The organism is Dyella japonica A8, from assembly GCF_000725385.1.
Taxonomy (GTDB): Bacteria; Pseudomonadota; Gammaproteobacteria; order Xanthomonadales; family Rhodanobacteraceae; genus Dyella; species Dyella japonica_C.
This window is the reverse complement of sequence record NZ_CP008884.1, coordinates 2,483,292-2,508,577: the sequence shown is the minus strand read 5'-3', so window position 1 is coordinate 2,508,577 and position 25,286 is coordinate 2,483,292. Positions and strand designations below refer to the sequence as shown.

The window sequence follows — 25,286 nt, the reverse complement described above, 5'->3', positions numbered from 1 at the left end:
CCAGGATGAGGAAAGCAGCCCGCTTCCCTCCGATGATGACCCGATGAGTTTTACCCACCTGAAGAAATCGCGCAGCCTCGCCTCAATGCGGCGCCGACCTCCCGGTCTCCACCTGATCCGCTAGCACCTGCTCGATGCGATCCCCCGGTATCGACGCTCCGACAAATGCCTTCTGTGCAATCTGGCCCGCTTCGGCAAGAATCAGGTTCTTCAAGGTGCCCTGCCCCAGTTCCTCTGCATAGTTGACCAGCGCGGCCGCCAGGTCGAGCGCGGGACGCGGACGCGGCGGCGTGCCACAGAAGTCATCCTCCCAATCCATGATGGTCTGTTGTGCGGCCGACATGAGTTCGGTCTTCGCCTGGCCTTCGGGAAGGTTCGAGGCGATCTGTTTGAGCGCTGCACCGCATACGAACAGCGAGACGGCGGGTGACGTCGTGCGGCTCGTCGTTCTACGCGGAATCATCGACAGCCCATCCATTCGCCAGGGCCACGTTTCGCCCCCTGATTCCGTCACGTGCCGCATGTCGGCGTGTCTTCCCGTCACCAGGCCGTCCAGTTGCTGCAGGACCTTAAGGTGACTTTGATAAACCTGCTGGAACATGGCGATCAACTCTTGCTCAAGATTCATAACAGCTGCCCTCGTTCTCAATGGAGTATGGAGACGTGTGCTGCCGTGGCGTGAGCCAGACTTTTGTCGTTGGCTGCGAGTCCCGCAGCGATGGAAACTCGCAATTGGACACAGGCCGTCCGCCACGCGACAAGCGCGGCAGGGATGGCGCAGGTGGACACTTACATGGACGTCTGCGGGCAAACGTGCCCGTCTCGCGCCGCAAGCCGCGGCGTGTGTGCTCAATGTGGTGATTGCCAAACCCGTTACCAGCGAAACCGCTGCTCTGATAGGCAACTATTCCCCGGTGTTGCGTCAACCCGATCGGCTTTGCGATTCCCTTCCTTACCCGGGCTTCCTGCGATCAGCCAAGCTCGGTCTACACCCTGTGCGGAGCCACGCCAACCCGCGAGTTAATACACGGGTGCCAGTTACCGGCGTGCGAATTTCGCCGCTGCATTGGGTAAACACCACCTGCGCATTGAAGCTGTGCGGATGGCTTCCACCGGGACTTTGGGCGGAGAAAATTCTGGCGCCAATCTTCATTGGCGCCTCAGCGGTTGAACTACGCGCCGTTGCAAGCTGACAGCGCCACGGCAATGACGCATGCGGCGATCACCGGCGCGCTTCTCAGGATCGACAGCATCACGTTGCGCATGGTTTGAACTCCACAGTCCAGAAAAAGAGAAGCCCCCTTGCGGGGGCTGTCGACCTGAGCCTTCGGCCCGCTCTTGCATCCGAAGGCTGCACCACTCCCTCAAGTCGAGGTCGACGGGTGACAGCGTACCGAGCGTCGGAGCCATGCCTCCATTGGACGATTCTGAAACCCGTATGCCGAGGCCCTGCCAGCGCAAACAGGGTTGATCACAACCATCCATGACATGCCTCGCTCGACAGGCGAAGATATTTGCGATGTGCGGCTATTTTTTTCGTCGCGAGCGAACACCGTTCCGCCGGCAGGCTGAAGCGTTGCGTGTAGCTGACTATGACAATTCACGCGCTTTATGCAGGCGCGGGATAGAACGTTCGGCAGAGTGTTCGAGGTCGCCGCTCACTGGCATATATGGGCGCCAACAATGGACTGCGGGGCTATGCTGTGGCGAGATCGACGCACTGGTTCAACCATGCCGGATCGACCTTTCACTACGAGCTCACCCTTACCAAATCACCTACCGACGTTACCTATATCGCCCAGGTCTGGCGGGACGGCTCACACTTCGGTTTCGTGCATGACACCCTTACCCGCGACGACAACGCCGTCGCGCGCTGGACAGAAGTCGCCACGGAGTTGATGGCCGTTATCCATGCGGAGGGGAAAATCCGCGGCATGGTGTAGGTCACCCCGTGGCGGTGAATCCCTCCGACACCGGCCAACATGGCGATGCGCCACGCTGGCCGCGCACCGTCGTTACGCATAAGCAATCGACGATCATCACGATAGGCAAACAGAGAAGGGACAGTGGGCGCGCAACGACACGCCCCTGTCCCTCGCTGTCCCTCACTGTCCCTCACTGTCAGGCGATGGCTTGCTGCCGTCTGGCGACGATCAGAGACCGCCGGAGACGTCGATGATCACGCCGCTGGAGATCAGCGTCAGATAGAACTGGCCGCCATCGGCACGCACCCAGCGGTAACCCGGGTCCGGACGACGCAAGTGATAGTGCTCGTAGTCCTCTACGTAGTAATCGCGGCCATAGTAGTAGTCCGGCAGGCGATCGCCCTTCTTGTACCAGCCCTTGTGCTTGCCGTTGTCGTGCCGTCCCTCGTCCTTGGGGTTGTGGCCATGCCCGTGGTCACCGTCGTCCCAATGTTTGTCGTTGCCATGGCCATGGTCGTCCTGCGGCGAAGCAACGGCCAGTCCGCTGCTGGCAACCAGAGCTGCTGCGATGGCGAACGAGAGTAGGCGTTTCATGTGAATACCTCGGTAGGGTTGAATGCTAGCGGCGGGTGTCGCGGAGCACTGACCATTTCTTGCGCCGTGCGCCCACAATAGCCAAGCACAACATCGCACAGAAAAGTGCACGCTGCGCCGAGCGCTGAAAGCCAGCGTTAAGGAAACAGGCGCCCTTCCCTGTTCAGCTTGGCACCCCGGCATGGTCAGCCCTATGCAAGGAAAAGCCTGTTTTATGCGATGAAATTCACGCATTGGACGGCTATTTGACTGGTAGCTGAAGCGTTTTCCGTCGCTTGCTGAACCTGCGCACTGGCGCTCTTTTCTTGCGCTTTCGCCTCGGCCAGTATCCGCCACCGAGGCCATCCGGCGGAGCAGTTTCTTACTGCACCGCCGCATGGTAGGTGCGGAGTACATCTAATTCCCGATGGGTGCCTCGAAGGAAAACGGTCAACTACCTTCCAAAGGCAAACCATGAAAAAACGTGTGCATGTAGTTACCGCATTGAGCGTCGCCATCAGCCTGTGCGTCGGCAGCGCCATGGCCTGGGCCGATACCACGACGACGACCACCTCAACGACAACCACGACCACCACCAGCACCCAGACGCAGGACAGCGCGAAGCTCGCCAGCTCGTACGCCACGTTTGCCGGCTCCGCAACCAATGCGCAAGCGCTGGTGAATGGCCTGCACAGCGGTACCGCGGTGGTGCTGGTCACGCCGGCGACGGCCACCACGCCGGCCACGCAGGTCAGCTTCACCCCCGCCACGCACCAGCTTGGCTACGGCAACGTGAACATTGCACTGGCGCTGGCCCAGTCCGAGCTCAAGGCAGCGGGCATCACGCAGCCGACGGTGGCCCAGCTCGAAGCCGCATTGAACGGCGGCACGATCGCCGGCGCCACCGGCCCCAAGCAGCTCCCCGGCGTGCTCACGCTGCGCAGCGAAGACAAGGGCTGGGGCAGCATCAGCAAGACCCTCGGCTTGAAGCTGGGCGCTGTGCTGGCCGACGCAAAGACGCATGGTCCGGTGCCGGACAAGGCGGACATGACGCACGGCGACAAGTCCGAGATGGCAGACAAGGATGGCAAGGCGGACAAGGCCGACCACGACGCCAAGGCCGACAAAGTGGCCAAGGCCGATCGCCCCGACAAGGTCGATCGTGCGGACAAGCCCGAAAAGCCCGAGCGCCCCGACAAGCCCGAGCGCGGCGGCCGCTGATTTCCCTGTTCCATGACACGCGCGGAGCCCCCACGGGGCCTCCGCGCATCTTGCTACGCCCTAGGAAAAAACAATGAACGTGAAGAATACCGGCACCCTCTGCGCCCTCGGCGTACTGGGCCTGATGGCACAAGCCGCGCACGCCGATGACAGCTCCACCATCAAGGTGGGCGCCGGCATCGACTACACCACCGGCAGCTACGGCACGTCGACCACGACGGACATTACGCAGGTGCCGGTCACCTTCGGCTATGACATCGACCGCTGGTCGTTCAAGCTGGCCGTGCCGTACATCCATGTCGACGGTGCGGACAACGTGATTCCCGGCATCGGTCCGGTGAAGAACAACAATCCCAAGGGCCGCGGCCATGGCAAGGGCAACGGCAACGGCTCGGGCGGCACCACGCCGACCACCGAAACGGCCGGCTCCGCCTCCGGCCTGGGCGACATCACCGCTGCCGCCACGTACGAGGCTTACCGCGACACTGCTTCGCAGTTCGGCATCGACCTGACCGGCAAGATCAAGTTCGGCACCGCCGACGCCAACAAGGGCCTGGGCACGGGCAAGAACGACTACAGCTTCGCGGTGGACTCGTACAAGGGCTTTGGTGCCTTCACTGTGTTTGGCGGCGTGAGCTACACGTGGCTGGGCAGCTCGCAGTACATCCGCCTCAACAACGTGTTCGGGGCCAACGTGGGCGCGAGCTACAAGCTCGACACGCACAGCAGCTTCGGCGCGTACTACGACTACCGCGAAAAGGCCTCGGACACGAGCTTCGCGCGCAATGAACTCACCGGCTACTACGCCTACAAGTTCGCTGCCGGCTGGAAGGCCCAGGCATACGTGACCAAGGGCTTCACCGATGGCAGCCCGGACTGGGGCGTGGGCGCCACGGTGGCGTACTCGTTCTAAGCCGGCCGGCAGGTCAGCGCAGGCCATGCGCTTGGGTTGATCGTCACGGCGGTGGAACGCAAAAAGGCCCGACCATGTCGGGCCTTTTTTTCATGCCTGCCACGCCGGCCACGCACGTCGGGCATCACCGCTTCCGGCTGATCAGGCTCAGAGTGCGCGGACGCGGCAATTCCGCCGCACAGTTCGAATAGAGCTGGCCAATCTGCCGCATGGTCCGGTTGGCCTGCAGCTGCGCCTGCACGCGTGTAGCCTCAAGGTGCTTGATGTCGTGGCGCAGTTCGTTGTCGCGCTCCAGCGCGCGCTGTTTCTGCGCGGCGTTGCGCTGCATGTTGACGCGCAGGCGCTCGACCCTTGCCTCGGATTCGGCGATACGCCGCTTCAGCTGTACGTTTCTCGCCTCCAGCTGGACCCGCCGCACTTCGGCGCGGGCACGGCTGGTCACTTGCGTGGAAAATTCGTCGAAGGCCTTCTCGGCAAATTCGAACTCGTTGGATTTCACCGCACGCCACAGCAGCCCGTCCATGTAAATGGCCGCGTAGAACACCAGCTCCGGCGCGTGGAAATAAAGCCGAACACCGTGGCCGAAGCTGTGCAGCTCACGCAGCATGGTGAGGGCGGCTTCCCGTTCCAGCCACTCCACCTCTTCCACGTCGGCCACGGCGACCATGTCGCCATCAAAGCCGGTCCGCCGCCAGCCAATGGCCATCATGCCAGGATCGGCAAGTTCCTCATCGTGCGAAGCGGCGGGCTCGTCGCCATGGCCATCCGCCGTGACGATACCCTCGTCGCACGCACCTGGCGCCAAGGGAAACTCACGTACCGCTGCATTCTCAGTCATGACGATCTCCCGCGATATACCGGACCTCTGCACAACGCACAGGCCAGGCCGGCAAGCATGGATGGGGCCGACGCAGCGGACGCCAGCGGCCAGTGATGCTTCCATCACGTGGCAACGTCCCGGCAGTTACGATCAGCATGGCGCGAATGATAGAAAGCCCATGCAACGGCGTGACATGGGACACTTCTGAATTGGTTGCCACCAGCCCGCGCGCGGCGGCTTGGCACCCCTCGCTTACCCCAGCCCCACGGCATGCATGGCCAGCGCGCCCGCGGGAGCCGCGTCGGGCGGCAACGCCTGCAAGGCGCTCTCGCGCACGTTGCGCAGAAAAGCCACACCGGTGACGAATCGTGCCCTCGCCCCCTCCGGATCGGCGAGTGCCATGTCCGTGTAGTTGTCGAAGAGCGCTTTCAGGCGTTCCGCATAGGCTTCCTGGATAATGTCTGCATCGGTCAGCTGATAAACCACGGGCACTCCTTGTGTTGGCGGGTCAGTGCAGGAAGGGGTATTGCGCCAGCTCCCGCCATCGTCGGTTCTCGCTTACCAGCAACGACATGGACTCGCACCAGCCATAGATCGGGCCGTGGTCGGCAAGCCGTGCCTGGAGTTCGTTGACGACAGCGACCTTCTCCTGCTGGATGTGCCGCGCGACGGAAAGATGGGGAATGAAGTCGGGAAAGGCGCCGCCACCCTTGGGGTGGTCGGGGAAGGCACGCTCCAGCGCCGTGGCGATCTGGATGATGGGCTTCGCGGGTTCGGGGGCGAGCCACACGACGGAAGGAAACGTCTTCACTTCCACCAGCCGGAACATGGGAGCCGGAATATCGGCGGCGATATCGCGCACGCGCGCCAGCATGGTGGGCGTAAGCAGCTCGCTGTCGATGAAGGGATAGATGAGCGTGATGTGTGCACCCAGTCCGCGCCGGGCGGAAGGGTCGTACGCATCGCGGAAGCTACCGACGACCCGCTCGGCCTCGGGCACCAGCAACGCTAGCAGGGTACGCGCCATGGGTGGCCCGTCGCCTTCGTGTGTCCCGGCAAGTTGCCGTGTCATTGCATTATGGCGCGACCGACGACAACGACGACACCGGCCATCCGCCCGAGTCATCCATGGCGTGCCGGCGCGGCGGGTGCTGGCGAACGGCAAGCGCGGCGCGATGCCCTTGCTCAGCACCAGCCGCCGACACAGGTTCGCTTGAGCGAAGGGGCGGCGACGGCCGGCACCTCCTCCCACGACATGGGTTCCAGTCCATCATCACCCTGCAGTTCACGCGCGAACGCCACGCCCTCGTCTTCTCCGGCGCGCGCCGCCATGCCGGGCGATACAAACCATGTCGGCACCTCGCCGTTGGCGAGTGGCTCCCATGCCGTGCGGTTCATGCCAGGCGAACGAAACAGGGTCCACGTACCCGTCCAGAGCGTCTTGCCGTTACGCACGATGTCGACTGCGTCGCCCTGGATCAGGTAGATGCCGACAAGCACTGCCATGAGGAACTCCTTTTCGCCTGCTTCGCCACGAAGGGAGGCCGGCGATGGGGGATATGGCCGGCGGCATGGCGTGCGTGAAATGCTTTCACCGGAAAGCTACGCGTAACCTGCCGGGACGCTCGCGTGGCAAAGGTCATGGCCGCAATCGCATGATCTTGCGACCCTTTTGGAGGCGACATGGCGATGCCGGCCCACCCGCGCCGTGCATAGGGGCGATACCCGCGCCGCGCCGAGCAGGCCCGATGCTGGCGCCCACGCTGCACGCGAGTCGTTGGTGGCGATCACCGTTTGACCCGTACGAACGGCAGCGTGGCGATCAACCACGACATCGGCACGCCGCTGATAAGCAGCTTGCGCACCGCACGCCGAACCGTCGGGTAACCGTGGCGGTGAAGGCCAACGTCCCATCCATCCCAGGGTGATCGCCGGCCACGCGCTGAAGCTGGCGTCAGCTATGCGCCAGGGCTCAGGGATTGAGGTCGTAACGCAAGGTCGTCTGGACGCGTTGCCCCTGCCCCCGCATATTGGTCAGCAGGATGTTCTGGCCCCATAGGTATTCGATGCCGAGCATCGCGCGCTGGCTGAACTGCCAGGCAAGATTGAGCGATGCGAACTTGGTGCTCTTGGGCAGATCCTGGCTGATCAGCATGTCGGACGAGGGGCTGATGCGCAGGTAGCCATACGAGGCGCTCGAACTGAGGCTGTCGGTCCAGCCATGGGTGTAGCCCACGCCCCAGCCGCGGGCACGAATGGCGCGCAGCACGCCACTGCTGGTGAACGCCGCATCGAGGCCCAGCCCGGAAATGTCCTGCAGGAAGTTGGCGTAGCCATGGCCGTTGCTGAACCAGCCTTGCGCACTGTCACGCTCGAACACCTTGGTGCTGCCGGTGAGCTGCGAGGCAAACGCCGTAGTGCGCTGGGTTTGGCCGCTGGTCTTGTCCTGCATGCCCAGGTCGCGGAACAGATTGGCCCACTGGACGTGCCAGTCCGGCGTTTCCCAGCGAAGCCCCAGCGTGAAATCGGCCAGATGCGAGTAAGGCGAATAGTTGCCGATCGCCGTGATGTCGGCGTTGGGCTTTTCCATCGACACCGGCAGGGTGAGCTTGCCGTCGCCCGAGCGGTAAAGCACCGGCGAGAAACGGATCTGCGGCCCGTACTTGAAGGTGAACGAATTGGGGCCCTCGTAATCGAGCGTGTTGGGAAACACGTCGATGTCGGTGAAGGCGGAGATGTTGTAACCGGCGAGCAGCGTGTAGTGTTCGTTGTCCAGCTCGCCGTAGAAGAACTGCAGGTTGTACGGCATGTCACCGCTGCCGCTGCCAAAGAAATTGTTCTTGTAGACCACCTTGAGCGTGCCGTAGTCGGTTTCGCGGCGGAAATCCATGCGGAACAGGCTCTGCCGCGCGCTGAGGTTGGTGCGCCAGCCGCTGTCGTAGAACGGCTGCCCTCGCACGGGGATCGACGAAGGCACGAACAGGTCGGCCGAGCCCATGTATTTGTTGTCGATCATGGTGTCGAGCTGCGCAACCAGATCAAGTTTCAACAGATTGCCCGTGTCGCCCAGTCGCACGTAGCCCGCTGGCAACGGTTCGGTCACGCCAGCCGGTGCGGAAGGCGGGCGGTAGGCGGGCGGCGTCGACGGCACGGGTGCGGTGGCCGCGGCCACTACCGGCGTGGACTGCGGTAGCGCCCTGCCGGGAACCACCGGCGTTGCCTGCGCCGTCTGCGCGGCTTTCTCCTGAGCCGACTCCTTGGCTTCCAGCTCGTCCAGGCGCTGCTGCATTTTCTGCATCGCCTGCTGCTGCGCCTCCATCTGCTGGCGCATCTGCACGATCTGGGCCTTGAGGTCATCGGATGATCCGGCCACCTGCGCACTGGCGATTGGCGCGAAGGCCATGGCACACGAACCGGCAAGCAGGGAGCGAAGCATGCCGCTCCGATTTACCGACGATCTCGTCGGACAAAGCCATGGCCGCATAAGAACACTCCTGTTCGAACCCCAAAGGGGGCGGCACACGGACGCACGCAGCCATGCCTGGCGCGGCGTACGCAGGTGAAAGGTTAGCTACAGAACGCGATCCCGGGGATCAGGGTTGGGAATCATTCCCGCAACCACCGACGCCGCGCCGAGATGCACATCACCGCAAGATGCGGACGCCTCCCTGAATCGATTAGAGCCGAGAATTTGTAGAAGCCCCGTGAATCAAGGGGACAATTCAAGCGCGTGAATGGACGTCTAAGTAAAATTTCGCAATGACGAAGGGAGTACCTGAGGATTTAGAATATTCCCACCTCGGCCTGCCTCATGCGCGAAAGGCGACGACAAGCAGACACCGATCATGCAAGCCGTGACAGCTTCTATGAGCAGCATCTGAAGACCATACACGCCGTGTAGTCTTTGACCTACATGGCGCCGCACGTCGAACAGCTACGCTATGTAGGCTATACGGACATCGGGACGAAAAATACTGTGGGCCTTCGAATCATCCTCGCTGACGACCACCCCATTTTCCGCAGCGGCGTGCGCGCACTGTTGGAAAATGGCAGCAACGCGCATGTCGTCGCTGAAGTCGGATCACCGGCCGAACTTATCGATGCGGTCGAAAAGCAGGCATGCGACTTGCTGATCACCGACTTCAGCATGCCTGGCGGCCAGGTGGCCGATGGCCTGCAAATGCTCGGCATGATCCGCCGGCGCCGCCCCGACCTGGCCGTCGTGGTACTCACCATGGTGAACAACGGTGGCGTGCTGAAGGCCATTCTGTCCACCGGCGTGCGCGGACTGATGAGCAAGACCGACGCGCTTGCGGAACTCACGCTCGCCGTGCAGGCCGTATCGCATGGCCGATCCTTTCTCAGCACCAGCATCAGCCACCTCATCGACGAGGGCGGCCCGGGCGGGCACGCGAATGATCGTCCCGCGTTGTCCAAGCGGGAAACCGAGGTGCTGCGCCTGTTCGCATCGGGCTTCACCGTCACTGAAATCGCCGGCCAACTCAATCGCAGCGTCAAGACCATCAGCCGCCAGAAAATGGACGCCATGAACAAACTGGGGTTGAAGAACGACCTGGATGTCTACGCCTATGCGCGCGAGAACGGCATCCTGGCCTGATCGGCCGTCCGGCACTACGGCAGGTTGATCACCTCGGCACCCTTGTCGCTGAAGAACACAAGGCCATCACCCAGCATGGCATAGCCCTGCACGATGGCCATGCTATGCGGCGACTCCATGGCGATGCGCGAAACAAGATCCGGTGTGAAAAGCCGCTTCCACTGCGCGGTCAGCTGGCTGGCATCGCGGATCTGCTCATGCTTGCCCGCGCCGTGGTTCACGCGCAGGGGAAAATGCACATAGCGCGCAGCGAGTGCGCTGTCGCCCTTGGCCACTGCCGTACAGAAGCCCTTGGTACGCGCCTCGAACAGCGCATCCGTTTCGTCGGTGATGGACTGGTACCAGTGGCCGGCCGGTGCCGCGCTGAACAGCCCTCCCCCTTGCATCTTCACCGGCAACGTCACCTTGCCGTTGGTCCATTGGCCCTCCAGGCCAACGCTGTTGTTGAAATCCAGCGCTTCGCCGTCTTCACTGCCGTTGCCTACGAAGTGCAGCGTCATGGTGGCGTCCGGCTCATGCAGGATGAAGGTGCCGTCGTGCAGCTCGCTCGTGAGCGGAATATCGACCAGGTGCCGGTAGTAGTAATAGCGGCTCGGCGCCACCTTCTGGCCGGCCACGTCGAGGATCAGGCCGATACGCTGTGGTCCGAGGGTGCCCGCGTACCGGGCCTGCCGGAGCTCGTCCGCGCGGACCGGAAACCATGCCAGCAGCGCGCACAGGCAGGCCAACCTGACACCAGGGGACCACCTGCTCAATCGAATGGGCATGACGACTTCCTTGCATGGGGCGCAGGCCAGTGACGCCCTAGCCTAGCCGGTGGCCAGCGAGCGTGCATACGCTCTCGCATGGTGGCCGCAGGAGGGGTGGCGCCACCGTCCGTTCCGCATGGCACGGTCCTTGATGGCCTTGCTGGACAGCGCGGTGCTTCGAAGAACAACAACGATCCGGCGCGGCCGCGGGCCGGGCACAACCATCACTCATCGCAAGACCGATCCGCGAGCGTCAGGGGCGCTCAGGCATGAACATGAGCTTCTTCGTCGTGGATGAAACCGATCACGCGCTTCAGGTGTTTTGCGAAGTCGACCCCTTGCCCGGGCGCGTTGCATGGCGCGCCCAGATCTATGGCACTGTATCGCCCCAGGAAGAACTCAGCGGCGAAGCCGTTGACCAGGATGCCGTTGCCGGACACGTACAGGCCGAAGTCCTCGACCGGGGTATTTTTGCCCAAAGCTGACCCGCTGCGTCACGGCCCTGACGAGCAACGACATCCGCAGGCTTCGCCCGCACACGGAGCGTGCGCACCGTCTTGAGCTGCTGCATGAGTGTGGGAATGGCTTTTTCGACCGAACGCGTATTGCTGGCCTGGGTGGAAGACTTGGAGCAAGGGCTCGCGGAGCTTTCGCGAGGCCCACGGCGACCACACAGGGATGAAGCGCTGAAGGATCTGCTGCAATCGGCCCAGGGTCTGCTGGAGCTGTCCCGGGTGGAACTGCGCAAGCTGTCGACCTCCCACATCGCGCTGCTCGACAAGGAAGTTGGCGATATCCGCACGCCCGACGACGTCCAGCAGCTGTGCTCGGGCATACGCCGACTGTTTCATGCCAACGACAACGGCGACGAGTCGACCGACTGAGCGGCATTGATCGTTGCCGTCAACGTATCCCGGAAGTACCTGATGGCGCGCCGCAACAACCACGCAAGTGGTTGAAAATGGTGCCCCCGATACGATTCGAACGTACGACCTTCCCCTTAGGAGGGGGACGCTCTATCCAACTGAGCTACGGGGGCAGCGGCGTGGATTTTGGCATGGATCGACCACTGGCGCGAACCCGGCCAGGTGCCCCCTGCTAGAATGGTCGTTTTCATCCCGGCGCACTCCCCGCGCCACGGTCTGGAGCGAAGCATGTCCCACGAAATCCTCACCGCCCTCGGTCTTGGCAACACGCAGTCGGGCACCTACCTGGGCCATGGTGAATGGTCGAAGACGACCGACGCCGGCACGCTGAACCCGGTCAATCCCGCCACGGGCGAAGTGATTGCCTCGGTGCACGCCTCGAGCGCGGCCGACTACGACGTGATCGTCAAGCGCGCGCAGGAAGCGTTCAAGGTATGGCGCACCACCCCGGCCCCGCGCCGTGGCGAAGCCGTTCGCCTGTGCGGCGAAGCGCTGCGCAAGCACAAGGACGCCCTCGGCTCGCTGGTCGCGCTGGAGATGGGCAAGATCAAGCCTGAAGGCGACGGCGAAGTGCAGGAGATGATCGACATCGCCGACTTCGCGGTGGGCCAGAGCCGCATGCTCTACGGCTACACCATGCATTCGGAGCGCCCCGGCCACCGCATGTACGAGCAGTACCAGCCGCTGGGCCTGGTGGGCATCATCAGCGCGTTCAACTTCCCGGTGGCCGTGTGGGCGTGGAACGCCTTCCTCGCCGCCATCTGCGGTGATATCTGCATCTGGAAGCCGTCGCCGAAGACCCCGCTTTCCGCCGTCGCCACGATGAAGATCTGCAACGAGGCGCTGAAGGAAGCCGGCTTCCCGGACATCTTCTTCCTGTTCAACGACGCCGGCGTGGAGCTGTCGCAGCACTTCGTCGATGACCACCGCATTCCGCTGATCAGCTTCACCGGTTCCACCAAGGTGGGTCGCCACGTGGGCGAGCGCGTCGCCAAGCGCATGGGCCGTTCGCTGCTGGAACTGGGTGGCAACAACGCCATCGTCGTGGACGAAACCGCCGACCTGAAACTAGCGATCCCCGCCATCGTGTTCGGCGCGGTCGGCACCGCCGGCCAGCGCTGCACCACCACGCGCCGCCTGTTCGTGCATGAGTCCATCATTGGCGACGTCACCGACAAGCTGGTCGCGGCGTACAAGCAGGTGGAAGGCAAGATCGGCGACCCGACCCTGGCGACCACCCTGATGGGCCCGCTCAACAGCAAGGAAGGCGTGCAGGCCTACCTGGCCGCCGTCGAGAAGGCCAAGGCCACGGGCGGCAAGGTGCTCACCGGCGGCGCCGCGATCACCGACCGCAAGGGCAACTTCGTGCTGCCGACCATCGTCTCCGGCGTGAAGAACAGCGACGAGGTGGTGCAGACGGAAACCTTCGCGCCGATCCTCTACGTAATGCCGTTCAAGACGCTGGACGAAGCCATTGAGCTGCAGAACAGTGTGCCGCAGGGCCTGTCCTCGGCCATCTTCACGCAGAACCTGAAGTCGGCCGAGCAGTATCTGTCGGCAGCCGGTTCGGACTGCGGCATCGCCAACGTCAACATTGGCACGTCCGGTGCGGAAATCGGCGGCGCCTTCGGTGGCGAGAAGGAAACCGGCGGTGGTCGCGAGTCCGGTTCGGATGCGTGGAAGGTCTACATGCGCCGCCAGACCAACACCACCAACTACTCGAACTCGCTGCCGCTGGCGCAGGGCATCAAGTTCGACCTGTAAGGCAGTCACGAGTGCATCCCGGCCCTGGCCGGGATGCGCGGGCTGGAAAGCCAGGCACGCACTTCGCGACGACAGGGGAGTTGTACCGATGGAGCAGGCACAAGCGATCCACGCGGCACCGACGTACAGCACGCTGGCCATTTTCAGCCTGGCCTTCGGCATCCTCGCCTGGACGGTATTGCCGGTCGTGGGCCTGGTTACGGCCTACCTCTGGCTCTACAACTTCATCGCCATGCCACTGACCGGCTCGGCCATCGCCCTGGTCTGCGGCCAGGTCGCGCAGAGGCAGATCCATCGGTCGAACGGCGCGTTGCTCGGCGAAGGCATCGCCAAGGCGGCACGAATCATGGCGACCACGCAGTACGCGCTGGTGGCACTCATCGCCGTGTTCGCGCTCGCGCAGATATTCCTGTTCCACAACACCTCGACCCGGTAACCACGCCCCCTTCCACGCAGAACGTGCACGCCATGAGCCATCCGCCCACCGCCCAGCGCACGACGAACACACTGGCCGTGATCAGCCTGGCATTTGGCGTGGCGGCGTGGACCCTGCTGCCACTAATCGGCGCCATCGTCGCGATTGTCTGCGGACACAAGGCCCGCAGCGAAATCCGTCGCGCACCGCCCGGCTCGGTGGAGGGCGACGGCATGGCCGTCGCCGGACTCATACTCGGTTACACGCAAGCGGCCTTCACGCTTGCCGCCACGATCATCATCGTCGCCTTCCTCGTGTTCGGCTTCGGCATCACCGCCCACGCGCTGCAGAACCTCCCGCATTGACCACGACCATGGCAGAAACGCGCAGACCAACGGACGAGGCATCCACGCCATTTGATTTCCGCGGGTACCGCGTGGTTGTATGCGGCGGCAGCAAGGGCATCGGCCGCAGCATCGCGCTCGCCTTTGCCGGCGCGGGAGCGGCGGTATCGGTATGCGCCCGCGGTGAGGCCGCGCTGGACGAAACACGCCACGCCATCGCCGCATTCGGTGTAACGGCACACACGCGCCGCTGCGATCTCGCTGACGCAGCCTCCATCGAAAGCTACGTCCACGAAGCCGCCGATGTGCTCGGCGGCATCGACGTGCTGGTGAACAACGCCAGCGGCTACGGTTTCAGCGACGACGACGAAGGCTGGGCCGCCGGCTTCAACATCGACCTGATGGCTGCCGTGCGCGCCTCGCGCCATGCCCTGCCCTGGCTGCGGAAGTCCTCTCAGGGCAGCATCCTGCACACCTCGTCCATTGCCGCCTTCCATCCCGGCGTGCGCGGCCCCGCGTATGCGGCGGTGAAGGCGGCGCTGAGCCAGTACACCACCTCGCAGGCGCTGCAGCTGGCGGAGCACCGCATCCGCGTCAACGCGATTGCGCCGGGTTCCATCGAATTTCCGGACGGCTTGTGGGACCGCCGCAAAACGGAAGCACCCGAGCTGTACCAGCGCACGCTGGCCAAGATTCCCTTCGGCCGTTTCGGCAAGCCGGAAGAAATCGCCCACGCCGCCTTGTTCCTCGCGTCGCCGTTCGCCAGCTGGATCACCGGGCAGACCCTGTGCGTCGACGGCGGTCAACTGCTCACGGGGTAACGTCATGACTGACCTCAAATCCACCGAGCGTTTCAGCGATCGCGTCGTCGAGTACGTGCGCTATCGACCGGACTACCCACTCGCCATGCTGACCTGGTTGCAGGACACGTTTGGCGTCACGCCCGACTGGCTGGTTGCGGACATCGGCGCCGGCACCGGCATTTCCAGCAAGCTGTTCCTGGACGGTGGCTATCGCGTAATCGCGGTGGAGCCCAACGCGCCCATGCGCGAGGCGGCGGAAAGCTGGCTGGGCGACCACCCGCGCTTCAAGGCGGTGGACGGCCATGCCACCGATACCGGCCTGGACGATGCCAGCGTCGACCTCGTTACCGTGGCGCAGGCCTTCCACTGGTTCGACCAGGACGCAGCGCATCACGAATTCCGGCGCATCCTGCGTCCCGGCGGGCTGGCGGCCATCATCTGGAACTCGCGACGACTCGTAGGCACCCCGTTCCTTGAGGGCTATGAAGCGCTGCTCAAGCAGTACGGCACCGACTACACCAGCATCGCGGAGCGCTATGGCGACGAGCCCAGCATGCGCGCGTGGTTCGGCGACGGCTACCGCGCCATGGGCCGGTTCGACCATGGCCAGTGGCTCGACTACGATGGCCTGAGCGGCCGCCTGCTGTCCTCGTCCTACGCGCCGCGCGAAGGGCACCCGCAACACCAAGCCATGATGCGAGCCCTGCGCGAGCTGTTCGACCGCTGCGCGGTGAACGGGCGCATCAGCTTCGACTACGACACCGTGATCTACGTGGGCACATTGACCTGACTATGTACAACCTTATCCGCCCACTCCTGTTCGCGCTCGACGCGGAAACGGCGCACGGCCTGACCCTCTACGGCCTGGACGTCGCCCATCGCAGCAACCTCTCCCACCTGCTGGCGAAGCCGCCGGCCGAGCTGCCGACCACGGCCTTCGGTATTCGCTTTCCCAATCCGGTGGGACTCGCCGCCGGCCTGGACAAGAATGCCGACCATCTGGATGCGCTGGGCGCGCTGGGCTTCGGTTTCGTCGAAGTGGGCACGACCACGCCGCGACCACAGCCGGGCAACGACAAGCCGCGCATGTTCCGCCTGCCGAAGCATCAGGCGGTGATCAACCGCCTGGGCTTCAACAACGAAGGCGTGGATGCGCTGGTGCGCAACGTGCAGAAGTCCAGCTACCGCGGCGTGCTCGGCATCAACATCGGCAAGAACAAGGACACGCCCAACGAAAAGGCGGTGGACGACTACCTGTTCTGCCTGGAGCGCGTCTACGCGCTCGCCAGCTACATCACCGTGAACATTTCCTCGCCCAACACCCAGGGCCTGCGCGACCTGCAGGAAGAAGCCACGCTGCGCCGCTTCATCGAGACGCTGCGCGAGGCACAGGAACGCCTGGGTTCGCAGAGCGGCACGCGCAAGCCCATGCTGCTGAAGATCGCCCCGGACCTGAGCGAGACCGAGCTGGACGCCATCGCCGAAGTACTGCTGGCCGCGAAGGTGGACGGCGTCATCTGCACCAACACCACCATCGACCACACGGCCGTGGCCAACGACCCGCACGGCAACGAAACCGGCGGTCTCTCCGGCAAGCCCTTGTTCGAGCGCTCTACCGCCGTGCTGCGCGGCATGCGCAAGCGCGTGGGCACCCAGCTCGACATCATCGGCGTGGGCGGCATCCTCGACGGCAACAACGCCGCGGAGAAGATCGACGCCGGCGCCTCGCTGGTGCAGATCTACTCCGGCATGGTCTATCGCGGCCCCGCACTCGTCGCCGAATGCGTCGACGCGATCCGCCACCAGCGGGAGGACACGCATGCCGGTTGAACGCATCGACATGGGCGGCTACACGCTGATCGAAAACGCTCCGCTCGCCTCGCGCAACACGCTGCGCGTCGATGCTCGGGCGCACCTGCTGGCCGAGATCACCGACGCCTCGAAGCTCACCGAATTGCTGGACTTCCCCGCCGTGCGCAACGGCAAGCTGCTGGTGCTGGGCGAAGGCAGCAACATGCTGTTCACTGGTGACTTCGACGGCACCGTGCTGGCGATGGCCACGCGCGGCGTGCAGGTGGAACAGGACGGCGACGTCGCCCGCATCGCCGTGGCGGCGGGCGAGCGCTGGGACGATTTCGTGCGCTGGACGCTGGGCCAGGGCTTCGCGGGGCTGGAGAACCTGATCCTGATTCCCGGCACCGTGGGCGCTGCGCCGATCCAGAACATCGGCGCGTATGGCACCGAGGTCGCGGAGTTCATCGAGAGCGTGGAAGCGTGGGACACGCGGGAACGCCGCGTCGCCGTGCTCGACCGCGCCGCCTGCCAGTTCGCCTATCGCGATTCGGTGTTCAAGCACGAGCCAGGTCGCTACATCGTCACCGCCGTGCGCTTCGCCCTGCCCCGCACGCGCGAGCTGCGGTTGGATTACGCCGGCATCCGCGAAGAACTCGCGCGCATGGGCATTGCCAAGCCGGCGCCGTTCCACGTGGCCGAAGCGGTGGTGCACCTGCGCACGAAGAAATTGCCCGACCCCGCCGTGATCGGCAACGCGGGCAGTTTCTTCAAGAACCCCATCGTCGACGCCACGCTGGGCGAAGCGCTCAAGCGCGCGCATCCAGAACTGGTGTCGTGGGTCGGCGGCGACGGGCGCTGGAAACTCTCCGCCGCATGGCTGATCGAGACCAGTGGCTTCAAGGGCATGCGCGACGGCGATGCGGGCATCTCCAACCGCCACTCGCTGGTGCTGGTGAACCATGGCCGCGCCACCGGCGCGGAACTGTGGGCCTTCGCGCAGAAGGTGATCGAGGGCGTTCGCGCGAAATACGGCGTGCAGTTGGAGCCGGAGCCGGTGGTGGTCTGACACCCTATGCGGTGACCGATCTTCCACTGTGGGAGCCCACCCTGTGGGCGACGGCCTGGCGGAGCGATGCTGACGCGGTGCCGCGGTCGCGCACAGGATGTGCTTCCACAAGAATCGCCGAGTCGCTTGGCGCCGTTCACGATCTCTTGAACGCTCATTTCCCCTCACCGTCATCCCCGCGAAAGCGGGAGGCGCTTTATCAACAGCCGAATGGCTGGTCATCCAGTGCCTTTGAGCGCTATCGAAAACCGAAAGTCACTGGATTCCCGCTTTCGCGGGAATGACGATGAGGGGGAGCAAGGTGCTGCAGCGAGATCGCGAACAGGCTCTCAGGCGCTCTTGCGCTCGAGATTAGGCAGGAACGCCGTAATGATGCCGATCAACGGCAGGTACGCGCACAAGCCGTAGACGTACTCGATGCCGCGCGCATCCGCGATATGCCCTAGCACCGCCGCGCCAATGCCGCCCATGCCGAAGGCAAAGCCGAAGAACAGGCCCGACACCGTGCCGACCCGGCCAGGAATCAATTCCTGCGCGTAGACCAGGATGGCGGAAAACGCCGAGGCGAGGATCAGGCCGATGATCACCGTGAGCACACCGGTCCAGAACAGGCTGGCGTGCGGCAGGATCAGCGTGAACGGCGCGACGCCCAGGATCGACGCCCAGATCACCCACTTGCGCCCGATGCGGTCGCCCACCGGGCCGCCGATCAGCGAACCCGCCGCCACGGCGAGCAGGAACACGAACAGGTGCGTCTGTGCGTTCTGCACGGAAACGCCGAATTTGTGGATCAGGAAGAAGGTGTAATAGCTGCTGATGCTCGCCAGGTAGAAGTACTTGGAAAAGATCAGCAGGCCCAGGATCAACAGCGACCACGCCACCTGCGCGGGCGTCAGCGAAACGTGCGACGCGCCACGTGCCTTCGCCTTGCCACGCACGGCATGGTGATCGCGATACCAGCGACTCACCTGCAGCAGCACCACGATGGCCAGCAGCGCCGCCAGCGCGAACCACGCCACGCTGCCACGGCCGCGCGGCACGATGATCCACGCCGCCAGCAGCGGGCCGAGCGATGCACCCGCGTTGCCGCCCACCTGGAACAGCGATTGCGCCAGGCCATGGCGACCACCCGAGGCCATGCGCGCCACGCGCGAGGATTCAGGATGGAACACCGACGAGCCCGTGCCCACCAGCGCCGCCGCCACCAGCAGCACGCCGAAGTTCGGCGCGGTCGCCAGCAGCAGCAGGCCGCACAGCGTGAAACCCATGCCGATCGGCAAGGAGTACGGCATGGGCTTCTTGTCGGTGATCAGGCCGACCGCCGGCTGCAGCAACGAGGCGGTGATCTGGTAAGTCAGCGTGATCGTGCCGATCTGCGCGAAGCTGAGATTGAAGCCGCTCTTCAGCAGCGGATAAATCGCCAGGATCAACGACTGGATCATGTCATTGAGCAGGTGCGAAAAGCTGATCGCCCCCAGGATGCCGAAATCGGTGTCATGCCTGGCCGTCGCCGTGGCCGGCGCCTGCGGCGGAGCGTCAAGCGATGCAGCAGGCGGCATGGCGGCCGAAGGCAGTTCTTCAACGCGTGTTTGCATGGGGACTCGCAGGGAATAGATGCGGCAAGACGACGCGGTTGCATCGCCAGGGGCCTCACCTTAAAGTCAGGCTGGTCGGCCCGCACACGTCATCGGGTCAATTTCTGTTGAAAATGGGCCAAACCCGTGCGCAATGCCCGCGCCGAAGCGTATGACCAGACGCCCCGCGACGTGATCGCGACGGGCAACGAGTACCCGCCGCACCACCGGTTGCCGCCCCACTCGCACCGCCGCGGCCAGTTGCTCTACGCCTCTACCGGCGTGCTCACCACCATCACCAGCGAAGGCAGCTGGGTCGTGCCGCCACGGCGCGCCCTGTGGATTCCCCCGGGCGTGACGCACGAAGTGCACATGGGCGGCCCGGTCGCCACGCGCAGCGCCTACGTCACGCCGGAGGCGGCCGAAGCGGCGGGCCTGGCGCGGCACTGCCAGGTCATCGCCGTCTCGCCCCTGCTCCACGAGCTGTTGATGGAAGCGGTGGACCTGCCCGCCGAATACGACCTGTCCGGCCGCGACGGGCGCGTCATGGCGCTGCTGCTGGACGAGATCCGCCGCATGCCGGTGTTGCCGCTCAGCACGCCGTTGCCGCACGAGAAGCGGCTTACCGCGCTGTGCCGCGCCCTGCTCGACCAACCCTCGCAGGAAGTGAAGATCGACGACATGGCTCGACGCGCCGGCATGAGCCGCCGCCATTTCACGCGCACGTTCCGCGAGGAAACCGGCATGAGCTTCACCGCGTGGCGACAACAGGCCTGCCTGTTGTCAGCGCTGACGCGGCTGGGCAACGGCGAGGCGATCACGCAGGTGGCGGTGGACCTTGGCTATGGCAACCCCAGTGCCTTCACCGCGGCGTTCCGGCGCGTGCTCGGCATGGCGCCCAGCCGCTACCTCGCCTCATCGACTGCATGAAAGCGTGGAGGCCCGCGCCACGTCACGGCACCATGACATACGTGTATGCAATGTCATGGAGTCGTCAGGAGCGACCTGCAATATGTCCGGCATGTGACGGCGCGATATCGTGTTGTCTTGCCATGGCCCGGTCGTGATCAGGGCCTTACTATGATTCTTTGCGGATCAGCGCGGCTCCCCTCGCGCCCGCCCATCGAACGGTGAACCGATGAGTACCGATATCGCCCGACCCAGCGCAGAGCGTGTCACCGAAACCATCAGCCCCGTCGCCGCGGTAGCCGACGTGCCGAGCCCTCCTGCCGCTCCGGACCTGAACGACCCGTCCCTCTACATCAACCGCGAACTCTCGCAGCTGCAGTTCAACATCCGCGTGCTGGAACAGGCACTGGATGAAAGCAAGCCGATCCTGGAGCGCCTGAAGTTCCTGCTGATCTTCTCCAGCAACATGGACGAGTTCTTCGAGATCCGCGTGGCGGGCCTGAAGAGCCAGATCGCGTTCGACCACGAGATCGTCGGTTCCGACGGCGTGGCGCCGCGCAAGGCGCTCGCCGAGATCAGCGAGATCACGCACAAGCAGATCGAGCGCCAGTACGTCATCCTCAACGACAAGATCCTGCCGGAACTGGCGCGGCACGGCATCCGCATCGTGCGTCGCAACGAGTGGTCGAACAAACAGAAGATGTGGGTGCGCCGCTACTTCCGCCATGAAGTTGCGCCGCTGGTCACGCCCATCGGCCTGGATCCCACCCATCCGTTTCCGCTGCTGGTCAACAAGAGCCTGAACTTCATCGTGCAGCTGGAAGGCACCGATGCGTTCGGCCGCGACTCGGGCCTGGCCATCGTGCCGGCGCCGCGCGTGCTGCCACGCCTGATCCGCCTGCCGGACGACGTGTGCGAGGGCGGCGAGAACTTCGTGCTGCTCTCCTCCATCATCCACGCGCATGCCGAGGAACTCTTCCCCGGCATGTCCGTGCGCGGTTGCTACCAGTTCCGCCTGACCCGCAACGCCGACCTCACCATCGACCCGGAAGACGTGGAAGATCTCGCCCGCGCCTTGCGCGGCGAGCTGTATTCGCGCCGCTTCGGCGATGCCGTGCGCCTGGAAGTGGCCGACAACTGCCCGCAGGAACTCACCGACTACCTGCTGAAGCAGTTCGGCCTCACCGCCGCCGAGATGTATGAGGTGAACGGCCCGGTGAACCTGGCGCGCCTGTTCGGCCTGATCACCAAGACCCTGCGCCCCGAACTGCAGTACCCGCCGTTCACGCCGTCCATTCCCAAGGCACTGAAGAAGGCCGAGGACCTGTTCCAGGTGATCGGCCGCCAGGACGTGCTGCTGCTGCATCCCTACGAATCGTTCGCGCCGGTGGTGGACCTGCTGCACCAGGCGGCGAAGGATCCGAGCGTGCTGGCGATCAAGCAGACGCTGTACCGCAGCGGCGCCAACTCCGAGATCGTCGACGCGCTGGTGGACGCCGCGCGCGCAGGCAAGGAGGTCACCGTGGTGATCGAGCTGCGCGCGCGTTTCGATGAGGAATCCAACCTCACACTGGCCTCGCGCCTGCAACAGGCCGGCGCCATGGTCATCTACGGCGTGGTGGGCGTGAAGACGCACGCCAAGCTCATGTTGATCCAGCGCCGCGAAGGCGAGGAACTGGTGCGCTACGCCCACCTTGGCACCGGCAACTACCACACCGGCAACGCACGTCTGTACACCGACTACAGCCTGCTCACCTCCGACCAGGCGCTGTGCGAGGACGTGCACAAGCTCTTCAGCCAGCTCACCGGCATGGGCAAGCTGCTGCAGATGAAGCGGTTGCTGCATGCGCCGTTCACGCTGAAAAAGACCCTGCTGGAAATGATCAACCGCGAGACCGCGCATGCCACGGCCGGCAGGCCCGCGCAGATCATCATCAAGGCCAACGCCGTCACCGATGCCAAGATGATCCGTGCGCTCTACAAGGCCAGCATGGCCGGGGTAAAGGTGGACCTGATCGTGCGCGGCATGTGCTGCCTGCGCCCCGGCGTGCCCGGTGTGTCGCACAACATCCGCGTGCGCTCCATCGTCGGCCGCTTCCTGGAGCACAGCCGCGTGTACTGGTTCCTTAACAACGGCGAGGAACAGTTCTACCTCGCCAGCGCGGACCTGATGGAACGCAACCTGGACCGCCGCGTGGAAACCGGCTTCCCGGTGGAAGGCAAGAAGCTGCAGAACCGCCTGAAAAAGGAACTGGAGCTCTACCTCACCGACAACTCCAGCGCCTGGCTGCTGCACGCCGACGGCCGCTATACGCGCAGCCGCCCGGGGGCCAACCAGACCGTGCGCAACGTGCAGGTGCAGATGCTGGAGAAGCTGTGCGGGTCGGGGGCGACGGGCGCCGAGGCCTAAGGCCGGCTAAAAAACCTGTGGGAGCGCACCCTGTGCGCGACTGCCCGGCGGTGCTTCAGCGCTGCAAGGCCACCGTCGCGCACAGGGTGCGCTCCCACCATCGTTTCGATGCGACCGCTTAGCGCCGCAGGTGCAGCTTCACCCAGCTCACGTACCGATCCACGAAGCCCTGCAGGAACTTCTGCGTACCTTCGTTGCCAATCTTGCCATCGGGATCGATCAGGCCTTCCTTGTTCTGGATGAAAACCTCTGGCTGCGGCAGCACGGGTACGTCGAGGTACGAAAGCACGTTGCGCAGATGCTGCTGCGACAGCGCCGTGCCGGTCGCGCCCACGGAAATGCCGATCACCGCAGCCGGCTTGCCGGCGAACGAGTTGGTACCCCAGGGACGCGACGCAATGTCGATGGCGTTCTTGAGCACGCCGGGAATGGACCGGTTGTATTCCGGCGTCACGAACAGCAAGGCGTCCGCCGCGGCGATCTCGTCCTTGATGCGCTTGCCCTCCGCGGGGTAGTCCGCATCGAAATCCTGGTTGTATAGCGGCAGGTTGTCGATACGCACGTGATCGAAACTGAAATCATCCGGCGCGAGCCGTTCCACGGCGCGGGCCAGGTGACGGTTGAAGGAGTCCTTGCGCAGGCTGCCGACCAGGACGGCCACACGGATCTTGCTCATGCCTTTGCTCCCGAAGGTTGAATGAAGCGGGGAGTTGAAGCATGGCATCCGGGCCGGTGAATCCATTGTGATTCCTTGGAGTCTGTCAACGATCCCTGCGCCTGTTCAAGATCTTGCCTTGGCACCCCGCCCCCTCACCGTCATTCCCGCGAAAGCGGGAATCCAGTGCCTTTAAGCTTTGAGCGCAACGGGAAAAGGCACTGGATTCCCGCTTTCGCGGGAATGACGGTGAGGAAATTTGTGACCTGAGGGAAATGGTGAACGGGCTCGTGCAAGGCCAACACAGTCCGAGCTCCCTGCCCACTAGGAAAATCCACAAGACAATATCCATGGAAGGGCTAGGCTGGGCACCGTCCATCAAGGAGCACCGCCATGAGCACCTCTCGCGTTTCCGGCAGCACCATCATCCCCGGCCTGCGCTATCGCGACGCGCATGCCGCCATCGCCTGGCTATGCCAGGCCTTCGGTTTCCAGAAACACGCGGTCTATGACGACGATCAGGGTGGCGTGGCGCACGCGCAGCTCACCCATGGCAGCGGCATGCTGATGCTGGGTTCGGTTCGCGATAACGCGTTCGGTGAGCGCCTGATCCAGCCCGATCAGACTGACGGCCGGGAGACGCAATGCCCTTATGTCGTCGTCACGGACTGCAAGGCCCACTACGAACAGGCGAAGGCCGCCGGCGCCGTCATTGTCGACGACTATGCCGAGAAGGATTACGGCGGCGCTGGCTACAGCTGCCGCGACCTGGAAGGTCACCTGTGGTCGTTCGGCAGTTACGACCCGTGGGCCGAACACGGCCATTGAGGCGCCGGCTCAACAAGGCGCGACGGGCAGGTAAATATCCGCACGCAGCGCGGCCTCCGGCACGACCTCCGGATCGTCCATGAACTGCCGGAACGGCAAGGCGTCACGCAGCTGGTAGCCGCTGTCCGGCAGCCAGCGGGCAATGAGCCGGTCGGTCAGCACGCCAAGCCGATCGTAGGAGCCCACGTGGCGCCAGCGTGCCCACAGCCCGCCGCCCAGCTGCAACGCAAAGGTGTCGCCATCGGCCGCTACGTCGCCACCCTCGAAGGCCAGGGCGCAGTCAAACGCGCCCTCGTCGAGGGCGGCATCCGGCCCACCGTCGTGCGGCACGCCGTAGAGGCTGCGCATGCGTTCGAGCAACCCATGGTCGGCGGCCCATGCGAACAGCCGTCCATACGCCTGGTCCAGGTCGCGATGATCGCCCACGTAGCGGGTCGCCACCACGCGGAACGGCTCCACCGACACCACCTCTACCCTCAGGGCAGGCTCGCCCGCGTCATCGCGTGGCGCCGGACCACGCAGCCGCTGCATCGCCGCCTGTAACAGCGCCTGCTTCCCGCGCAGCTCGCTCGGCGTCGCGTCGAACGCCTGCCGGAACACGCGGGCGAAGGCTTGCGGTGTCTCGTAACCTACGGCCAGCGCGGCCTCCGTGACGCGTTCTTCCGGTTCAGCCAATAGCTGCAAGGCACGCAGCAGACGGAGGCGCGCGACGGTCTGCCCCACGGTCTCGCCCGACAGCGCCCGATAGATGCGGTGGAAATGGAACGGCGACAGATGCGCCGCCTCGGCCAGTTGCGCCAGATCGGGCAACGCATCGCCCTGCGCCACGGCGGACTGCAGCACGGCGACGACGCGGTCGATGCGTCGCAGGTAATCCTGTCGCGTGTTGGCTTTCATGGCCGGGCTTCCTGGTGTGGTGACGGCCAGTGTGGCCGGCGCAAACCGTGGCCGCGTTCCCATTCTTGCGCATTCGCGCGCG

At 64.4% G+C, this 25,286-nt stretch carries 27 protein-coding genes and 1 tRNA gene; 16 read left to right on the top strand and 12 right to left on the bottom strand.

The genetic code is table 11. The annotated features are described in order from the left end of the window. Positions 1–82: 82 nt before the first annotated feature. Positions 83–628: a hypothetical protein gene (locus tag HY57_RS10385; protein ID WP_019465994.1), complete on the bottom strand. Its 546-nt coding sequence runs from the start codon at positions 626–628 to the stop codon at positions 83–85. A gap of 1,042 nt (positions 629–1,670) precedes the next feature. Between HY57_RS10385 and HY57_RS10380 the strand changes: the two genes are divergently transcribed. Next, on the top strand, positions 1,671–1,943 hold the full coding sequence (locus HY57_RS10380; protein ID WP_019465992.1) for a hypothetical protein: 273 nt from the start codon (positions 1,671–1,673) through the stop codon (positions 1,941–1,943). Positions 1,944–2,153: 210 nt separating this feature from the next. Here HY57_RS10380 and HY57_RS21840 read toward each other — a convergent pair whose 3' ends face one another. After that, complete coding sequence (locus HY57_RS21840) at positions 2,154–2,519, bottom strand: RcnB family protein (RefSeq protein ID WP_019465991.1); 366 nt, start codon at positions 2,517–2,519, stop codon at positions 2,154–2,156. A gap of 453 nt (positions 2,520–2,972) precedes the next feature. On the opposite strand from HY57_RS21840, the gene HY57_RS10370 reads away from it, so the two are divergent. Further along, complete coding sequence (locus HY57_RS10370) at positions 2,973–3,719, top strand: hypothetical protein (RefSeq protein ID WP_026034050.1); 747 nt, start codon at positions 2,973–2,975, stop codon at positions 3,717–3,719. Between the two features lie 73 nt (positions 3,720–3,792). After that, positions 3,793–4,632 carry a transporter gene (locus HY57_RS10365; protein WP_019465989.1) on the top strand — a complete coding sequence of 280 codons (840 nt, stop codon included), beginning with the start codon at positions 3,793–3,795 and terminating at the stop codon, positions 4,630–4,632. A 124-nt stretch (positions 4,633–4,756) separates the two neighbouring features. On the opposite strand, the gene HY57_RS10360 is transcribed toward HY57_RS10365, so the two are convergent. From HY57_RS10360 to HY57_RS10340, 5 genes are all read right to left on the bottom strand, one after another. Beyond that, positions 4,757–5,575 carry a DUF2968 domain-containing protein gene (locus HY57_RS10360; RefSeq protein WP_081500681.1) on the bottom strand — a complete coding sequence of 273 codons (819 nt, stop codon included), beginning with the start codon at positions 5,573–5,575 and terminating at the stop codon, positions 4,757–4,759. Positions 5,576–5,704: 129 nt separating this feature from the next. Continuing rightward, the gene (locus HY57_RS10355; RefSeq protein WP_019465987.1) at positions 5,705–5,938 is read right to left on the bottom strand and encodes a hypothetical protein; all 234 of its coding nucleotides are present in this window, start codon (positions 5,936–5,938) and stop codon (positions 5,705–5,707) included. Between the two features lie 22 nt (positions 5,939–5,960). Further along, positions 5,961–6,479 carry a 2'-5' RNA ligase family protein gene (locus HY57_RS10350; protein ID WP_019465986.1) on the bottom strand — a complete coding sequence of 173 codons (519 nt, stop codon included), beginning with the start codon at positions 6,477–6,479 and terminating at the stop codon, positions 5,961–5,963. A gap of 158 nt (positions 6,480–6,637) precedes the next feature. Continuing rightward, positions 6,638–6,958 (bottom strand): hypothetical protein, encoded by a 321-nt coding sequence (locus HY57_RS10345; RefSeq protein WP_019465985.1) that lies wholly within the window; start codon positions 6,956–6,958, stop codon positions 6,638–6,640. Between the two features lie 466 nt (positions 6,959–7,424). After that, positions 7,425–8,888, bottom strand: a complete 1,464-nt coding sequence (locus HY57_RS10340; RefSeq protein WP_019465984.1) for a DcaP family trimeric outer membrane transporter — start codon at positions 8,886–8,888, stop codon at positions 7,425–7,427. Between the two features lie 540 nt (positions 8,889–9,428). On the opposite strand from HY57_RS10340, the gene HY57_RS10335 reads away from it, so the two are divergent. Beyond that, entirely contained in the window at positions 9,429–10,070 is a 642-nt protein-coding gene (locus HY57_RS10335; RefSeq protein WP_019465983.1) for a response regulator, read from the top strand. A 14-nt stretch (positions 10,071–10,084) separates the two neighbouring features. Here the strand turns inward: HY57_RS10335 and HY57_RS10330 are convergent, their stop codons facing one another. After that, the gene (locus HY57_RS10330; RefSeq protein WP_144240808.1) at positions 10,085–10,837 is read right to left on the bottom strand and encodes a hypothetical protein; all 753 of its coding nucleotides are present in this window, start codon (positions 10,835–10,837) and stop codon (positions 10,085–10,087) included. A 257-nt stretch (positions 10,838–11,094) separates the two neighbouring features. Here HY57_RS10330 and HY57_RS10325 point away from each other — a divergent pair, with 257 nt between their 5' ends. Together HY57_RS10325 and HY57_RS10320 are read left to right on the top strand one after the other, a co-directional pair. Further along, positions 11,095–11,304, top strand: coding sequence for a hypothetical protein (locus tag HY57_RS10325; RefSeq protein ID WP_019465981.1), 210 nt, complete (start codon positions 11,095–11,097; stop codon positions 11,302–11,304). A 96-nt stretch (positions 11,305–11,400) separates the two neighbouring features. Then, the gene (locus tag HY57_RS10320; RefSeq protein ID WP_019465980.1) at positions 11,401–11,703 is read left to right on the top strand and encodes a hypothetical protein; all 303 of its coding nucleotides are present in this window, start codon (positions 11,401–11,403) and stop codon (positions 11,701–11,703) included. Positions 11,704–11,781: 78 nt separating this feature from the next. Here the strand turns inward: HY57_RS10320 and HY57_RS10315 are convergent. Further along, positions 11,782–11,858: transfer RNA gene (locus HY57_RS10315), tRNA-Arg, on the bottom strand. 115 nt (positions 11,859–11,973) lie between these two features. Here HY57_RS10315 and amaB point away from each other — a divergent pair. The 7 genes from amaB (at position 11,974) to murB (ending at position 17,931) form a co-directional block, all read left to right on the top strand. Beyond that, positions 11,974–13,509, top strand: a complete 1,536-nt coding sequence (amaB, locus tag HY57_RS10310) for an L-piperidine-6-carboxylate dehydrogenase (protein WP_019465979.1) — start codon at positions 11,974–11,976, stop codon at positions 13,507–13,509. Positions 13,510–13,597: 88 nt separating this feature from the next. After that, positions 13,598–13,945: a hypothetical protein gene (locus HY57_RS10305; RefSeq protein WP_019465978.1), complete on the top strand. Its 348-nt coding sequence runs from the start codon at positions 13,598–13,600 to the stop codon at positions 13,943–13,945. Between the two features lie 32 nt (positions 13,946–13,977). Then, positions 13,978–14,289 (top strand): DUF4190 domain-containing protein, encoded by a 312-nt coding sequence (locus HY57_RS10300; protein WP_019465977.1) that lies wholly within the window; start codon positions 13,978–13,980, stop codon positions 14,287–14,289. An 8-nt stretch (positions 14,290–14,297) separates the two neighbouring features. Then, the gene (locus HY57_RS10295) at positions 14,298–15,089 is read left to right on the top strand and encodes an SDR family NAD(P)-dependent oxidoreductase (RefSeq protein ID WP_050997940.1); all 792 of its coding nucleotides are present in this window, start codon (positions 14,298–14,300) and stop codon (positions 15,087–15,089) included. 4 nt (positions 15,090–15,093) lie between these two features. Beyond that, positions 15,094–15,861, top strand: a complete 768-nt coding sequence (locus HY57_RS10290) for a class I SAM-dependent methyltransferase (RefSeq protein WP_019465975.1) — start codon at positions 15,094–15,096, stop codon at positions 15,859–15,861. Between the two features lie 2 nt (positions 15,862–15,863). Continuing rightward, positions 15,864–16,901, top strand: coding sequence for a quinone-dependent dihydroorotate dehydrogenase (locus tag HY57_RS10285; RefSeq protein ID WP_019465974.1), 1,038 nt, complete (start codon positions 15,864–15,866; stop codon positions 16,899–16,901). Continuing rightward, entirely contained in the window at positions 16,891–17,931 is a 1,041-nt protein-coding gene (gene murB / locus HY57_RS10280; RefSeq protein ID WP_019465973.1) for a UDP-N-acetylmuramate dehydrogenase, read from the top strand. The genes HY57_RS10285 and murB overlap by 11 nt, the downstream gene beginning before the upstream one ends. Before the next feature lie 329 nt (positions 17,932–18,260). Here the strand turns inward: murB and HY57_RS10275 are convergent, their stop codons facing one another. Continuing rightward, positions 18,261–19,526 (bottom strand): MFS transporter, encoded by a 1,266-nt coding sequence (locus HY57_RS10275; RefSeq protein ID WP_019465972.1) that lies wholly within the window; start codon positions 19,524–19,526, stop codon positions 18,261–18,263. Positions 19,527–19,652: 126 nt separating this feature from the next. On the opposite strand from HY57_RS10275, the gene HY57_RS10270 reads away from it, so the two are divergent. After that, positions 19,653–20,435 carry an AraC family transcriptional regulator gene (locus HY57_RS10270; protein WP_019465971.1) on the top strand — a complete coding sequence of 261 codons (783 nt, stop codon included), beginning with the start codon at positions 19,653–19,655 and terminating at the stop codon, positions 20,433–20,435. A 208-nt stretch (positions 20,436–20,643) separates the two neighbouring features. Beyond that, entirely contained in the window at positions 20,644–22,824 is a 2,181-nt protein-coding gene (gene ppk1, locus HY57_RS10265; RefSeq protein WP_019465970.1) for a polyphosphate kinase 1, read from the top strand. A 118-nt stretch (positions 22,825–22,942) separates the two neighbouring features. Here the strand turns inward: ppk1 and HY57_RS10260 are convergent, their stop codons facing one another. After that, positions 22,943–23,500, bottom strand: a complete 558-nt coding sequence (locus HY57_RS10260) for an NADPH-dependent FMN reductase (RefSeq protein WP_019465969.1) — start codon at positions 23,498–23,500, stop codon at positions 22,943–22,945. 372 nt (positions 23,501–23,872) lie between these two features. Here HY57_RS10260 and HY57_RS10255 point away from each other — a divergent pair, with 372 nt between their 5' ends. Further along, complete coding sequence (locus HY57_RS10255) at positions 23,873–24,307, top strand: VOC family protein (RefSeq protein ID WP_038579660.1); 435 nt, start codon at positions 23,873–23,875, stop codon at positions 24,305–24,307. A 9-nt stretch (positions 24,308–24,316) separates the two neighbouring features. On the opposite strand, the gene HY57_RS10250 is transcribed toward HY57_RS10255, so the two are convergent. Further along, positions 24,317–25,204, bottom strand: a complete 888-nt coding sequence (locus tag HY57_RS10250; protein ID WP_038579658.1) for an AraC family transcriptional regulator — start codon at positions 25,202–25,204, stop codon at positions 24,317–24,319. Between the last annotated feature and the right edge of the window lie 82 nt (positions 25,205–25,286).